Source organism: Methylobacterium sp. A49B, from assembly GCF_053346215.1.
In genome coordinates, this window is sequence record NZ_JBKFBO010000008.1 from 117,675 (window position 1) to 131,904 (window position 14,230).

At 71.0% G+C, this 14,230-nt stretch carries 10 protein-coding genes; 2 read left to right on the forward strand and 8 right to left on the reverse strand.

The genetic code is table 11. The annotated features are described in order from the left end of the window. Positions 1–73 precede the first annotated feature (73 nt). Together ACLBX9_RS01020 and ACLBX9_RS01025 are read left to right on the forward strand one after the other, a co-directional pair. Positions 74–415, forward strand: coding sequence for a SelT/SelW/SelH family protein (locus ACLBX9_RS01020; RefSeq protein WP_051072121.1), 342 nt, complete (start codon positions 74–76; stop codon positions 413–415). A 55-nt stretch (positions 416–470) separates the two neighbouring features. Next, positions 471–2,687 carry a sensor histidine kinase gene (locus ACLBX9_RS01025; protein ID WP_447717597.1) on the forward strand — a complete coding sequence of 739 codons (2,217 nt, stop codon included), beginning with the start codon at positions 471–473 and terminating at the stop codon, positions 2,685–2,687. Positions 2,688–2,928: 241 nt separating this feature from the next. Here ACLBX9_RS01025 and ACLBX9_RS01030 read toward each other — a convergent pair whose 3' ends face one another. Genes ACLBX9_RS01030 through ACLBX9_RS01065 form a run of 8 tightly spaced genes read right to left on the reverse strand, consistent with a single transcriptional unit; the run spans position 2,929 to position 14,183 of the window. Next, a complete protein-coding gene (locus ACLBX9_RS01030; RefSeq protein WP_432419896.1) occupies positions 2,929–4,092 on the reverse strand; it encodes an ABC transporter permease in 1,164 nt (387 codons plus the stop codon). Beyond that, positions 4,089–5,105: an ABC transporter permease gene (locus ACLBX9_RS01035; protein ID WP_010682635.1), complete on the reverse strand. Its 1,017-nt coding sequence runs from the start codon at positions 5,103–5,105 to the stop codon at positions 4,089–4,091. Before ACLBX9_RS01035 ends, ACLBX9_RS01030 begins: the two co-directional genes overlap by 4 nt. Further along, a complete protein-coding gene (locus ACLBX9_RS01040; protein ID WP_447717598.1) occupies positions 5,102–7,033 on the reverse strand; it encodes an ABC transporter substrate-binding protein in 1,932 nt (643 codons plus the stop codon). Before ACLBX9_RS01040 ends, ACLBX9_RS01035 begins: the two co-directional genes overlap by 4 nt. Next, entirely contained in the window at positions 7,030–7,896 is an 867-nt protein-coding gene (locus ACLBX9_RS01045; protein WP_010682633.1) for a hypothetical protein, read from the reverse strand. Before ACLBX9_RS01045 ends, ACLBX9_RS01040 begins: the two co-directional genes overlap by 4 nt. Further along, a complete protein-coding gene (locus ACLBX9_RS01050) occupies positions 7,896–9,737 on the reverse strand; it encodes an ABC transporter ATP-binding protein (protein WP_447717599.1) in 1,842 nt (613 codons plus the stop codon). Before ACLBX9_RS01050 ends, ACLBX9_RS01045 begins: the two co-directional genes overlap by 1 nt. Then, on the reverse strand, positions 9,734–11,680 hold the full coding sequence (locus ACLBX9_RS01055; RefSeq protein ID WP_447717600.1) for a glycosyltransferase: 1,947 nt from the start codon (positions 11,678–11,680) through the stop codon (positions 9,734–9,736). Before ACLBX9_RS01055 ends, ACLBX9_RS01050 begins: the two co-directional genes overlap by 4 nt. Next, positions 11,668–12,948, reverse strand: coding sequence for a glycosyltransferase family 4 protein (locus tag ACLBX9_RS01060; RefSeq protein WP_447717601.1), 1,281 nt, complete (start codon positions 12,946–12,948; stop codon positions 11,668–11,670). The genes ACLBX9_RS01055 and ACLBX9_RS01060 overlap by 13 nt, the downstream gene beginning before the upstream one ends. Beyond that, a complete protein-coding gene (locus tag ACLBX9_RS01065) occupies positions 12,945–14,183 on the reverse strand; it encodes a glycosyltransferase family protein (protein ID WP_447717602.1) in 1,239 nt (412 codons plus the stop codon). Before ACLBX9_RS01065 ends, ACLBX9_RS01060 begins: the two co-directional genes overlap by 4 nt. Between the last annotated feature and the right edge of the window lie 47 nt (positions 14,184–14,230).

The following is a 14,230-nucleotide window of genomic DNA, read 5'->3' on the forward strand; positions in this document are numbered from 1 at the left end:
GTCCTGCAGGCGGACGCGGCACCGCGCGTTGTCTACGGTTGACAACGCCGCCGGCCCGGTGCGCTGTGCCATCATGCACGAGGGGCCAGCGAGCGTGACGCCCGGCAGCGACGTTTCGGCAGAGGGCGCAGCGCGGTCCGGACGGCCGCGCGTGGCCATCACCTACTGCACGCAGTGCAACTGGCTGCTCCGCTCAGCCTGGATGGCGCAGGAACTGCTCTCCACCTTCCGCGACGACCTGGGCGAGGTGGCGCTGATCCCGGCAACGGGCGGCGCCTTCCGCATCGAGCTCGGCGAGGCGCTGCTGTGGGAACGGGTGCGCGATGGCGGCTTCCCCGACGTCAAGGCGCTCAAGCAGCGCGTGCGCGACCACCTCGACCCGGAGCGCGATCTCGGCCATATCGACCGGTCATGAGGCGCGGCAACAGCCAGGTGCCCGCGGGATGCCGCGGGCCGGGGACGGGCCCCGCTTGAGTCCGGATCACCAGACCGAGGGCGGCGGGGTGCCCGCGCTCATCCCAGCGCGCGGATCCTGGCTGTCGCGCCGGCTCCGTCGCTTCCGGGGCAACGGCTTCTCGACGCAGGTCTACCTGATCGCGCTCGTCATCGCGCTGATCGGCCCGGGCCTGCTGTTCACCAGCATCCTGCTGATGCGCTACGCCTCGGCCGAGCGGGCGCGGTTCGAGCAGGACGCGCGCGAGAACGTGCGCGGCATCGGCCTCTCGCTGGATCGCGATACGGCCGGCCTGGTCTCTGTCCTGCAGACCCTGGCCACCTCGCCGCGGATCCGCCAGGGCGACTTCGAGGCCTTCGACGCGCAGGCGCGGCTCGTGCGCGAGTCGATCGACCTCGATGTCCTGCTGCGCCGGCCGAACGGACAGGAGGTGGTCAATACCGGTGTTCCACGCGGTGCCCCGCTGCCAGTGGTCGCGCTTCCGTTCGATCAGGAATTGGCCCGGGGCGCCCAGCGCGCCATGGTGAGCGGTTACGTGCCGGGCCCGACCCCCGCCGAGGCCACCTATGCCGTCGGCGTGCCCGTCATGATGGACGGCGAGGCCGCCTACATCCTCAGTTTCACCGTGCCGCTCTCCCGCCTGCAGGGCATCCTCTCGCGGGAGGTCGTGCCGGGCTGGACCACCGGGATCAGCGACCGCAACGGCATCGTGCTGGCCCGCCTGCCGGATCCGGAGGCCGTGATCGGCCGCCCGCGCCTCGCCAGTCTTCGGCAGGTCCAGTCGGCCACGCCCGGCGTCTGGGAGGGGCAGGACCGCCAGCACAAGCCCGTCGTGGTCATCGAGGCGCGCTCGCGGCTCACCGCCTGGATGGTCGCCACCAGCATCCCGCAGGCGCTCGTCGACGCGCGGGTGCGGCGCTGGATCTGGGCCTTCGCGGGCTTTGGCCTGCTGGTGCTCGCCACCTCGTCGGTGCTGGCGGTGAACCTCTGGTCCCGCGTCTCCCGGCCGCTTCGCCTCCTGGCCGCCTCGGGACCAGCGCTGGCGCGCGGCGAGGCCATCCCGCGAGTGTCATCGCCGGTGCACGAGATCGAGCGGCTCGGCACGGTGCTGTCGGACGCCTCGCTGCGGCTGCGCACCCGGGAGGAGGAGCGCGACCAGGCGCTCGCCGACACGCGGCGCGGCCTGACGGCGCTGAGCGAGAGCGAGGCACGCTTCCGCCACATGGCTGACTCGGCGCCGGCGCTGATCTGGATGACCGACGAGACCGGCGCGGTCAGCTTCGCGAACCTCCACTTCGAGCACCTGTTCGGGATGCCGGCCGCCGAATTCGCCGATGACGGCTGGCACCGGATCGTCCATCCCGACGATCTGGACTCGTTCCGCGCGGCCTTCGCCGAGGCGTTCGACGCCCGCAGCCCGTTCCGCCTCGAGGTCCGGGTCATCGACAAAGATGGCGTGGTGCGCTGGCTTCAGTGCGAGGGCGTGCCGCGGCTCGACGACGACCACAACTTCCTCGGGTATACCGGCTGCAACATCGACATCTCGGAGGCGAAGAACGCCGAGGAGCATCTGCTGCTCCTGATCCACGAGCTGAATCACCGGGTGAAGAACACCCTCGCGACGGTGCAGTCGATCGCCGCCCAATCCCTGCGCGGCCTGGAGGGCGCCGAGGCCGACGCGGCCCGGGCCGCCTTCGAGGCGCGTCTCCTGGCACTCGCCCGCGTCCATGACGTGCTGACCCGGGAGAGCTGGGAGGGCGCGGAGCTGTCGGCCGTGGTCGCGGACGCCATTCGGCCGCTGGAGGCGACCGACGGACGCGCCTCGCGCTTCCGGGTGGTGGGGCCGGCCCTGCGCCTGCCGCCGCGGCTCGCCCTCTCGATCGCCATGGCGCTGCACGAACTCGGCACCAACGCGGTGAAATACGGCGCGCTCTCCAAAGAGGGCGGCTGCGTGGAGATCTCGTGGACGGTGCGCCGCGAGGCGGAAACGGTGCTGTACCTCCGTTGGGCCGAGAGCGGCGGTCCCCCGGTGAAGAAGCCCACCCGCACCGGGTTCGGTTCACGCCTGATCGAGCGCAGCCTCGCCCGGGAGCTCGCCGGCGACGTCAGTCTCTCCTACGAGCCGAGCGGGGTGGTCTGCACCATCAACGCGCCGGTGCCGGCCCCGGGCCTCCTGGAGCGGAAGGGTGTCGCGGCGCCCGCCCGGATCGCGCCGCTGCCACTGGCGGGGTAGCGGGCGGCGGAGACACGCGGTCAGAGTCCGCACTGTCATTCCGGGGCGCTACAGGCGAGCCCGGACCCGAAGGGGTACGCCGGAGGCGGGCAATCCAGAGCCGCCGACGGCACCGATCTCGTAACAGGCTGCGGTCCTGGGTTCCCGGCCCTGCTTCGCAGTCCCGGAATGACGAATTTGTCTACCGAGTGAGCTTCAGTTCATCCACCGGTTGTCGTGGGGATCATTCCGGCCGCTCCGATCAGTGATACGGATCCGCGGCATCCCGCATCCCGTCGCCCATGAAGTTGAAGGCCAGCACCGTCACCAGCACGGGTAGCACCGGCAGCAGCAACCATGGGTAGAGCTGCACGGCCGCCAGATTCTGCGCCTCGTTCAGCAGCACGCCCCAGCTCGTTACCGGCGGCCGCAGGCCGAGGCCCAGGAAGGACAGGGCGGTCTCACCGAGGATCATGGTGGGGATCGACAGCGTCGCCGAGGCGATCAGATGGCTCATGAAGTTCGGGATCAGGTGGCGTCCGATCACCCGCGCCGGGGAGGCGCCCATCAGCTCGGCGGCCTGCACGAAATCCTCCTCGCGCAGCGCGAGCAGCTTCCCGCGCACCGCGCGAGCGAGGCCCGGCCAGTCGAGCAGGCCGAGGATCACCGTGATGCCGAAGAAGATCAGCAGCGGACTCCAGTTCGGCGGCAGCGCCGCCGACAGGGCCAACCAGAGCGGCAGTTCCGGCAAGGAGCGCACCACCTCGATCAGCCGCTGCACGGCGGTGTCGGTGATTCCGCCGAAATAGCCCGCGATTCCTCCGAAGAAGAGCCCGAGGACGAAGGAGATCGCGACGCCCACGAGGCCGATGGTGAGGGAGATCCGGGCCCCGTAGACCATGCGGGAGAAGAGGTCGCGCCCGAGCTTGTCGGTGCCGAGCAGGAAAAGCGTGCCGTTCTCCGGCGGGCAGACGATGTGCAGGTCCGTGTGGACGAGCCCGAGCCAATCGTAGCCGTCGCCGCGGCAGAAGAAGCGCAGAGGCTGCGGGCTGGCACCGTCCACCACGTAGTTACGGCGAAAGGTGTCGAGGTCGAGATGGGCGCGGTACGGGTAGACGAACGGGCCAACGAACTGCCCCTCATGGAACAGGTGGACGCCCTGGGGCGGGGCATAGAGGAAGTCGCCGTTGCGCCGCGCCTGGCCGTACGGGGCGAGCAACTCGACGAACGGTACCGTCGCGTAGAGCGCGAGCAGGATCAGCGCCGAGGCTACGGCGAGGCGATGACGCAGGAATTTGCGCAGGATCAGCCGCCACGCCGAGGCCGAGCCCACCGGGCTTTCGGTCCGCGACTCCGGCTCGAAGGGGGCCGGATCGACGAAGTGGCCGGCTACGGGGCTCCCATCGGTCATCGCGGGTCCGATCATCGCAGTCCCATGCGGATTCGCGGATCGAGCCAGACCAGGGTCAGATCCGAGATCAGCATGCCGACGAGCGTCAGCCCGGCGACGAACATCAGGATGAAGCCGGCCATGAACTGGTCCTGGCTGCGCAAGGCTTCCAGCAGCAGCGGCCCGACCGTGGGCAGGCTCAGCACCAGGGACACCAGTACCGATCCCGAGACGAGGTGTGGCAGCAGGTTGCCGATATCCGCCACGAACGGGTTCAGCGACATCCGGAACGGGTATTTCAGCAGGGCCCGCGTCGGCGGCAGGCCCTTGGCACGGGCCGTGACCGTGTAGGGTTTTGCAAGTTCATCGAGCAGGTTCGCGCGCATGCGCCGGATCATGGCCGCCGTGCCACCGAGGCCGATGACGAGGGTCGGCACGATCAGGTGCGCGAGGAGCGACCGGATTTTCTCCCAGGTCCAGGGCTGGTTGGTCAGCGCCGAATCGTAAAGGCCGCCGATGGAGAGCCCGAACCAGCGGTTGGCGTAGAACAGCAGGATCAACGCCAGGAGGAAGCCCGGGACTGCGAGGCCGACATAGCCCAGCAGGGTCACCACGGCGTCTCCGGCGGTGTGCCGATGCGTCGCCGAGTAGATCGCCGCCGGGATCGCCACGACGTGGACGAAGATCACGGCGGTCAGGTTGATCAGGAGTGTCAGCCACAGGGCGTCGCCCACCACCTCGGCCACCGGCTTGTCGTACTCGAACGACCAGCCCCAATCCCCCTGCAGCAGGCCGGAAAAGCCGGCGGCGCCCGGCATGACGCCGATCCACATCAGGTATTGCTGCCAGACCGGCCGGTCGAGGCCATATTGCCGGATCAGCAGCTCGGCCTTCGCGACGGAACTCGCGTCCCCGGTGGCGCGCAGCTCCATGATCCGGTTGGTTAGGTAGTCGCCCGGCGGCAGCTTGATGATGATGAAGACCAGCGCCGAGATGACGACGAGGGTCAGCGCCATGGTGACCACGCGCCGGATAATCTGGCCGATCACCGGGCCTCCGCGCGCGAGTCGGCGCCCTTATCCCAGAACATCTCGTCGAGGCGCTGCACGCCGATCATCGCGGTAGGCTCCCAGGAATAGAGGGCGCGCTTGGGCAGGTTGATCAGGCGATCCGCGCCGACCACCGGCTGGAGCGCTCCCGCGACCGTACCGATCACCCAGGTGTTCTGCGCGTGGTTCATCAGCATGGCGCGCCAGATCGAAGCCTGGGTCTCGGCATCGTTCGTGTCGCGCCACTGGCGGTCGAGGTCGAGGAGCTGGCGGACTTCCGGGACGTCGCAGGGTTGGCCGCTCTTGCCGCGGCTCTCGACGTTCAGGCTCCAGAGCGGCCAGGAATAATGCTCGGGTTGCGCCGGGCTGAGTTCCGTCGGCGGCATGATCGCGGTCGGCACCGCGAGGTCGAGCCCCTGGGCGGCGACCATGACGGTGAGGCCGGCGATCGAGCGCCGGTGGAGATTGGTGCGTTCCTGCGGCTTGGTGATGAGGCGGATCCCGACCTCGCGCCAGAATTCGGTGATGAGCAGGAGCGCGTCGAGCACCATCTCGGCCTCGCCGTCGCTCTCCACGACGATCTCCAGCGGCCGCCCGTCCGCCATCAGGCGGGTGCCGGACCCGTCGCGGCGATCGAGCCCCGCCTCATCGAGCAGGTGCGCGGCCTGGGCCGCGTCGTAGCTGGCGTTGAGTGTGCGCAGTTCCGGCGAGAAGAGCGGGCTCTCCGGCACGATGGTGTCGTTTCCCTCGGTGCCGAGGCCGAACAGCAGCGTGTTGTTGAGCGTTCGCCGGTCGAGGGCGAGCGACAGGGCGTGGCGGAACCGGACGTCGCGGTTGAGGGCGCGCAGGACGGGATCCTGCGTGGTGAGATTCGGGTAGAGGGCGATCTCCGATCCCCGTGCCACCGGCCACAGGTTGGTGCGGTAGCGGTGCGCCTTCTCGCCCTCCTTCAGGCTCGGGATGTCGGGCATGGACAGGCCGCGGAACATGAGGTCTGCCTCGCCCGCGTTGGTCTTGGCGACCAGCAGGCCCTGAGAGGCCACGTCCATCACGATGGAATCGACGTAAGGGAGTTGCGTGCCCGCCGTGTCGACCCGGTGGTAGCTGCGGTTGCGCTCGAAACGGAACCGCGTGGCAGGCGAGCGCGTGCGGGGCACCCAGGCCTGAAGGGTCGGGCAATCGGGGTTGTTCAGCTCGTAATTGTCGTCGAGACGGTTGTGCAAGGCTGCCCAGCTGCGCAGCTTCAGCGCCTTGGCCTTCGCGTCGGCCGCCTCCTTGCCGACGTAGCGCGCGTGATATGGCTTAAGGTAGTGCGACGGCCGATAGATCAGCGGATCGCGCGGCGCGGCGAGCGCCGGCAGGAATATCGGGTTCGGCCGTTCCCAGGTGTAGCGGACGGTCCGCCCGTCCAGGAACTCGACCTGCGGAGCCTTGCCGTCCACGAGGAGGAAGGCCGGCGGACCCTCGGGGCTCAGGGTCTTGTCGTTGGCCACATCCTCCCAGAAGTAGCGAAAATCCTCGGTGGTGAACGGGTGTCCATCGGACCAGCGGTGGCCGTCGCGCAACGTGAAGGTGAAGCGACCCCCCTCGACATCGACGCGCTCCAGCACGTCGGGCCGCAGCTTCAGGTCGGAATCGTAGCCGACGAGGCGGGTGTAGCCGTAGACCGAGAGATAGCGGGTGTCGCGGGCCTTGGCGATCAGCGTGCGGATGGTTCCGCCCGCCGCGCCGAGTTTCCGGCCCCGCGCCGCGAGGTCGGCGACGAAGGGGGTGGTGGGCGGCCCGGGAACGTCGGCGTCCGCTCGGCCATGGCGGGGCCAGAGCAGAGCGACGCCGAGGCCCCCGAGCAATGCGCGGCGGGAGACGCCGCTGTCCCGCCTGGCTCGTCGAAGAAGGGAGAAACCGGCGCGCTCGTCCGAACCATTCATGGCTCGCCCCGCAACGTGACGGAGGTGAGCCGCGCGGGCGAATATCCGGTGGCCCGGTGCAGATCGTCGAAGGCGTGCGAGCGCGCGATCAGACCGGCGGCCCGTCGCATCAGCGCGTCGTCGGCCGGCTGCTCGAAGTGACGGCCGTTGCGGGTCCAGCGGATCGGCTCCGGGCTGCGCTCCGGACCGGTGATCATCGCGATGGTCGGATGGGCCGGGCCGCCATGGGCGTGGATCCGGTGGCCGGCCGCGTCGTCGTCGAACAGCAGCCGGGTCAGGCCGCGGGCCTGTGCCTCGACGACCCGTCGGCCCTGGGCGACATGATCGTCGAAGAACGCCACCGTGACGGCGGGATCGAGTCCTGACCAGTCGGCGGTCGACCAATCGGCCGTGCTGTAGCGGGCCTGTGGATCTCGGTACTGAAGTCCCGACAGGTCCGGGTCGTGACAGAAGATTCGGGCCTGCGGGCGGGCCTGGCGGATCACCCAGGTGGTCAGGCCGCGGAAGACACCCGACTCGATGACGGTGTCCGGCCGCAGCGCGCGCAACGCCACATAGAGCTGCAGCGCGCCGTTGAAGCCGCTGCCGCCCCGGCGCTGCCGGACCGGCGCGTCGGGGATCAGGTCCCAGAAGGCGCGAACCTGCGCGAGCACGTCGCCGTCCGGCTCCAGACCGGCGGCGGCGAGGTCGCGCGTCAGGATCGCTGCCGCCGATTCCAGCAGAGTCGCGACTTCGCGCGGGGAGGTCGGCCGGTGGCTCCAGTCGGAGGCGGCCGGCACGAGGTCGTAGCCGAGCCGGTCGAACAGCGGCGACAGCACCTTGCGCCGCAGGCGCTCAAGCATCACGGGCGGGCGCTGCTGCATCAGGCGGCCTCCGCGGCCTGCGCGCCGCCCAAGCGGACCCGGTGACCGGACTCGATCGCCCGCATGGTCCCGGCCTCATCGGGCCCGAGCCGGTAGGGCGGCGCCCAGCGGGTCGGATCGTTCTGATCGCCCGTGACCGCCGCGAAATCGAGGGGATGGTCCAGGCTGGGATCCGGCACGGCCGCCAGCAGCGCCCGCGTGTAGGGATGGACCGGCCGGCGGAACAGGGCGGCGCGGGGCGCCTCCTCGACGATCCGGCCCCGGCACATCACGCTGATCGTATCCGCCATGTAGTCGATCACGGCCAAGTTGTGGGACACGATGAGGTAGGAGAGGCCCAGCGCGGCCTGCAAATCCTTCAGCAGGTTGAGGATCTGCGCCTGGACTGAGACGTCGAGGGCCGAGACCGGCTCGTCGAGCACGAGGAGGCGCGGCTTGGCGGCCAGTGCCCGGGCGATGCCGATCCGCTGGCGCTGGCCGCCCGAGAAGGCGTGGGGGTAGCGGGCCAGTCCGGCCGGCTCCAGGCCGACCATCGCCATCAGGGCCCGGCAGCGCTCCCGCCGCTCCGCCGCCGGGACACCGTGGATCTCCATCGGCTCGGACAGGATCTGGCGCACCGTCATGCGCGGGTCCAGGGAGGCGTAAGGGTCCTGGAACACGAACTGAACCGTGCGCCGGAAGGCGAAGAGGGCATCACCGCTCAGGGCGTGAACGTCCTGGGGCCCGGAGCCGTCGTCGAACAGGATCCGGCCCGAATCGGGTTCCAGCGCCCGCATGATCATCTTCGAGACGGTGGTCTTGCCCGAGCCGGACTCACCCACCAGGCCGAGGGTCTGGCCGGCCTTCAGGCTCAGCGACACGTCCGAGACGGCATGGACGAGCCGGGGCTTCTGCCACAGTCGGCCTGCGCGCAAGGTGAAGGTTTTGCTCACCCCCTCGACCTGAAGGAGCGGTCCGGCCAGGGGCGCGAGCGCCCGGGCGGGCGGGATCTCGGCCCGCGCCGGGCGGATCGGGGTGAGCCGCTCACCGGGCGCCATGTCGAACCGCGGGACCGCGTGCAGCAGTGCCCGAAGATAGGCGTGGCCCGGTGCGCGCATCACCGTGTCGCGAGGCCCCGACTCTACGAGGCGGCCGCGATAGAGCACCGCCACGTCATGGGCGATGTTGGCGACGACGCCGAGGTCGTGCGTGATCAGCAGGATCGCCATGCCGGTCTCCGCCTGCAGGCGGGCCAGCAGGGCGAGGATCTGCGCCTGGGTGGTGACGTCGAGCGCGGTGGTTGGCTCGTCGGCGACCAGCAGGGCGGGCTTCAGGATCAGCGCCATCGCGATCATGGCACGCTGGCGCAGCCCCCCCGACAGCTCGAACGGGTAGGTCCGGAGCGCCCGGTGCGGGTCCGGGAAGCCGACCCGGGCAAGCGCCTCCTGCGTCCGCGCATCGGCCTCCTTCCGGTCCGCACCGGTGTGGATGCGCAGGGCCTCGCCGATCTGGTCACCGATCGTGTGGAGCGGCGAGAGGCAGGTCATCGGCTCCTGGAAGATCATCGCGATGCGCTGTCCGCGGATCGCACGCATCGCCGGTCCCTCCGCCGGAAGGCGGGCGATGTCGGTTTCGGCTTGGCCGTCGGCGAAGAGGATCTGGCCGCGGGTGATGGCGGCCGAGGGCGGCAGGATCCGCAGGATCGCCTGCGCGGTCACGGACTTTCCGGAGCCGGACTCGCCGACGAGCGCAAGGGTGCGCCCGCGCGGCACGTCGAGGGACAGGCCATGCAGCGCCTCGAACGGTCCGGTCTCCGTGCGGAAGGCGACGGCAAGGTCGCGGATGGACAGCAGGGCGCTCAACCAGTCCTCGCGATCTGGGAACCCGGAGACTTAGACGGTGCTGCACCAGTGTCCACCGGGACAGGACGGAACAGGCGACGAAAGTTTAGCGCGTGTACCGCCGGATGCTTGAGCAGGACCGTGAGCAGCTCGTCCACGAATCTCCAGATCGCCGCGTCGTGCACCAGATGATGGGTCAGCAAGCCGATGGGGCGCCCGGCTGCGATCGTCTCGGCGAGACCGTGCAGCAGCACCTCCGGGTTCCGCAGTGAGCGCGTGCCGCGCCAGTCGATCGGATCCAGGGTGGCGTCGAACCGGCGCAGGCCGGACACCGGCGGCCCGGGGATCGCCGAGAGGCCACCGTAGCCGAGTTCCGGCAGAACGGCCGTCAGCGCCGGTGCGAGGCGATTCCAGGGCGGCACGAAGATCGGCATGAGCGCCGCCTCCGGCAGCCGGTCCCGGGCGATACGCAGCCCGGCGGCGGCGTCGGCCCGGAGCGCGTCGAGGGACCGGTGGGCGCCGAACTCCGCCGGTTTCTCGCCGGGCGCCGCATGATTGCGGTGCGCGAGGCCGTGAACCGCCACGCTCACGAGGCTCGCGCTTTCGAGCCGTTGCCCGAGCGCGGGCTCGATCCCGGCCGGGATCGCGGCCAGGAGGAGCGGGACGGCGTGCCGGTCAGCGAGGCCGATCAGCCGGTCAAGGGCCAGCGTGGCCGTGACCGCGTCGTCGTCGCGCCAGAGGAACGGGACGGCCCGGCCCCGTGACGCAGCCGCGTCGAGGGCAGTGCGGACGACGTCGAGGCCGAACCGTTCGGCAGCGGGCCGTCGTCCCAGGGATCTGCGCCCGGCCAGCAGGTCCTCGACGATCTGCACCGAGCGACCGGCTCCGTCGAGATCGATTCCGTGAGGCGCCGGCAAGCGCGCCGTCCGCTGCGCATCGACGGCCTCGAGGAGCGATTCGGTGTGCAGGTCCGCTTCAGCCAGCACCCGTGCGAGGCCGCGGCCGGCGAGCCGCTCGGCCCGCAACCTCTGTTCGGTCTCGCCCCCGGCTTCGAAGGGCACGAGCACGGCCGGTGTCCCGGTGACCAGGAGATCCGTCGCGGTGTTGTAGCCGCTCTGGCTCACCGAGAGCGCGGCACCGGCCAGCAGGCTCCTGTAGTCGGGTCGCGCCCGTGTCACGAGGCCGTCCGGCAGATCCCGCGACAGATCCGCCAGGGCCGGCTCGGGCACGCCGTGTCCAGCCAGGATCCGCCAGCCGAGTTCCGGCCGGCGCCGCGCCGCCTCGGTGGCGGCGCGCAAGAGTTCAAGCCCCGCCGGACCGGACCCGGCAGCCGCCACGATGCCGGAGCGCCGGGCGGCCGGCAGCGGGCGCGTGCCCTCGTCCACGTAGCCGGTGTAGCGGATCAAGCCGGAAGCGGCGGCGTCGAGGGGCCAGGACGCGTCGAGGGGCACGAGCGCCGGGTCGCCGTGCACCAGCACGGCATCGTAGAGCGCCGACAGGCGGGCATGGGCCTGCGCGATGCGTTCAGGTTTCGCGGAGGCGACGAGAATATCCCGCACAGAGGCGAGCACCAGCGGACGGGGGCTGCGGGCACGGGCCGCTTCAACCAGCGCCAGAAACTCGGCCGCGAGCGCCCTCCGTCCGAAAGGAAACAGCTCCGTGATGATCGCTTCGGGCGAGAAGGCCGCATCCGCCTCGATCAGCTGCGCGCAGCGGTGCGCCAGCAGATCCGGATGCGCCGGCGCACCGTCCGGGCCGAGCGGCGTCGCGAAATCGGTGCCGGCGATCCGCACCGGCTGTAGCTGCACGAGTCGGACGCCGTCGAGGCGCACCATCGGGGCCGGCGCCCCACCCGACACCAGCACGACGTCGTGGCCGGCGCCCGCGAAGGCCCGGGCGAGCGCTGAGGCCCGGGTGAGGTGCCCGGCACCGAGGAGATGCGTGACCGCGATCAGGACGCGCACGCGGTCAGCTCCGTCTCGCCGGCTTCGGCCGGTTCCGGCAGCCCCGCGGAGATCCGCAGCCGGGCCGCAATCAGCGCGACGGCGGCCTCCGCCGAGAAGTCGCGCACGAGTCGCGCCCGCGCCGCATCGCCCAGGCGCTGACGCAGCGCCGGATCCCGCGCGAGGCGCACCAGGGCGCCGGCCAGGGCCGCGGGCTCTCCGGGCGGAACGAGGATGCCGTGCACGCCGTCGGCGATGAATTCCGGCGTGCCCGCGAAGGCGGTTGCCAGGATCGGCAGGGCTTGGCTCGCGGCCTCCATCAGCACGTTCGGCAGCCCGTCCCGATCGCCGCCCGGAGCGGGTTTGGTCGGCAGGACGAACAGGTCCGCCGCGCGCATCGCCGCCACCACTTCGGGCTGCGGCAACGCCCCGAGGAAGGCGACGCGGTGGTCGAGGGCGGTGTCCCGCACGCGTGCCTCCAAGCTGCGTCGAAGCTCCCCGCCGCCGATCAGTTCGAGGCGCCAGTGCAGCCCGGCAGGCAGGGCGGCGAGGGCCTTCAACAGGTCGTCATGCCCCTTCTTGGCGACAAGTCGTCCGACGCAGATCAGCCGGAGCGGCGCCTCGGGATCACTGCCGTCGCGCGGGTCTCGACGCTCAGGCGGCGACGGGAAGCGATCGAGGTCGAGGCCGTGATAGGCGAGATGCGTCCGGCCGGGGGCTAAGCTGTTCAGGCGGCCGAGGCCGTCGCGCGTGCAGGTCACCCCCCAGGCGGCGTTGCCGAGCTTCTCGACCAGTTCCCAGTCCGGCGTCGTCCAGATGTCCTTGGCGTGGGCCGAGAAGCTCCAGCCGCGACCGGTCAGCAGGGCAGCGTAGCGGGCGACGCTCGCGGGCGTGTGGAGGAAGTGCACGTGGATGTGGCTGACGGCTGCGGGTAGCTCCCGGGCGAGCACCAGCGCCTGTCCCAGCCGGCGCAGGCGCGACGCCGTGGGGTCGCGCCGGAGATCGCGGGCGAACAGCGCGAGCAGCGCCGGGAGCCGGGGGCGGCGAAGGGCTGCGAACAGACCGCGCAGCACGCGCAGCGGCGCTTGGTAGAGATATTCCGGCAGGTAGGCGACCGGCGCGCGGATCTGCCCGTGCATGGGATGCCGGGCGCGGTCGGTCGGGCGACGCAGGGACCAGATCTCCAGCGGCAGGCCCAGCCGCTCCAGCGCCAGGATCTCCTGCGCGATAAAGGTCTCCGACAGGCGCGGATAACCCTTGAGCACGACGGCGATCCGGCCGTTCGTCACGAGATTGCCCGCAATGACGGCTGGCTGGCGCCCACGCCCGTCGGCGCCCGCACCCGCCTCGCCACGGCATCGAGCCCGTCGAGCAGGCCTGGGACCAAAACCCGGGACGGTTCGGTCTGGTCCGGCAGGGCACGGAGCGCCGCGGCCATGCGCTCCGGCGTCCGCCCTTCGGCCTCCATCAGGACCCGCACGAGGCCGAGCCGCTCGGCCGCCAGCGCGCGGATCGCCTGTTCCCGGCGCGGTTCGGTCCGCGGGACGAGGACGGCGCGCCGGTCGAAGGACAGGATCTCGCAGAAGGTGTTGTAGCCGCCCATCGCCACGACGCCGGCCGCCTTGCACATCAGGAACTCGATCTCGCTGTCGAAGGTGATGGCGGCGATCCGACCGGCGAGCGCGCGGATGCGGCCGGTGAAGCGCTCCCGGGTTGCGGCGTCGAGGAAGGGCCCGAAGGCGATCAGCGCGGGCAGGGGGATGCCCGGATCGGCCTCGTAGGCGGCGATCACCCAGTCGATCAGCGCGGCCCCGTCGCCGCCGCCGCCCGGGGTCACGAGGATGAACGGCCCGTCCGCCATGGCGGGCTCCTCGCGCCCGGCGCGGGGTTCCGGCAGTTCGCGGCGCAGGTAGCCCGTGTAGATCAGGCGCGCGTCGATCCGGGCGGCCATCTCGGGATCCATCGGCAGCGCCGCGAGCGGCGCGTGGATGCGGCTCAGGCCATACACCCAGATCTCATCGTAGAAGCGCGCCATGGTCTCGACCGCACCCTTGCGCTCCCACTCCGGGACGAGCCGGTCGGCATCGTCGAGCACGTCGCGCAGGCCGAGAACCAGTCGGATCCCGCGCGCTGCGGCGCCGTCTAGGACGGGCATCAGCTCGCCCTGAAAGCCGGCGGGCTCCTTGTCGACGAGGATCAGGTCGGGCCGGAACGCATCGCAGGCACGGGTGATGGCCGCCGTTCGCTGCTCCACGGTCCGGGCAAGCGGAACGGCCGGATTGAGGCTGGCGTAGTTGCCGTCCGGGATCTTGGTCACCGGTGGCAGCCGGACCGTGCGCACGCCGGGGGCGAAGGCGTACCGGTCGATCACCGGCGATCCGGACACGATCATCGCCCGCACGCCGCGGTCACCTGAGACGATGGCGTTGGCGATCGCCCGCGAGCGGCGCACGTGGCCAAGCCCGAAGGTGTCGTGACTGTAGATCAGGACGCGGGAGGCGAATGCCGGCTCGTCCACGCGCATCGAGTAATGACCGCCTTGGTTGACGGCGCGAGGATCGCAGCCGCCGC

Excerpts from the sequence above, each read along its gene's own strand:
- ACLBX9_RS01020 (WP_051072121.1), top strand. The coding sequence starts at position 74 with ATGCACGAGGGGCCAGCGAGCGTGACGCCCGGCAGCGACGTTTCGGCA.
- ACLBX9_RS01030 (WP_432419896.1), bottom strand. The coding sequence starts at position 4,092 with ATGATCGGACCCGCGATGACCGATGGGAGCCCCGTAGCCGGCCACTTC.
- ACLBX9_RS01040 (WP_447717598.1), bottom strand. The coding sequence starts at position 7,033 with ATGAATGGTTCGGACGAGCGCGCCGGTTTCTCCCTTCTTCGACGAGCC.
- ACLBX9_RS01045 (WP_010682633.1), bottom strand. The coding sequence starts at position 7,896 with ATGCAGCAGCGCCCGCCCGTGATGCTTGAGCGCCTGCGGCGCAAGGTG.
- ACLBX9_RS01065 (WP_447717602.1), bottom strand. The coding sequence starts at position 14,183 with ATGCGCGTGGACGAGCCGGCATTCGCCTCCCGCGTCCTGATCTACAGT.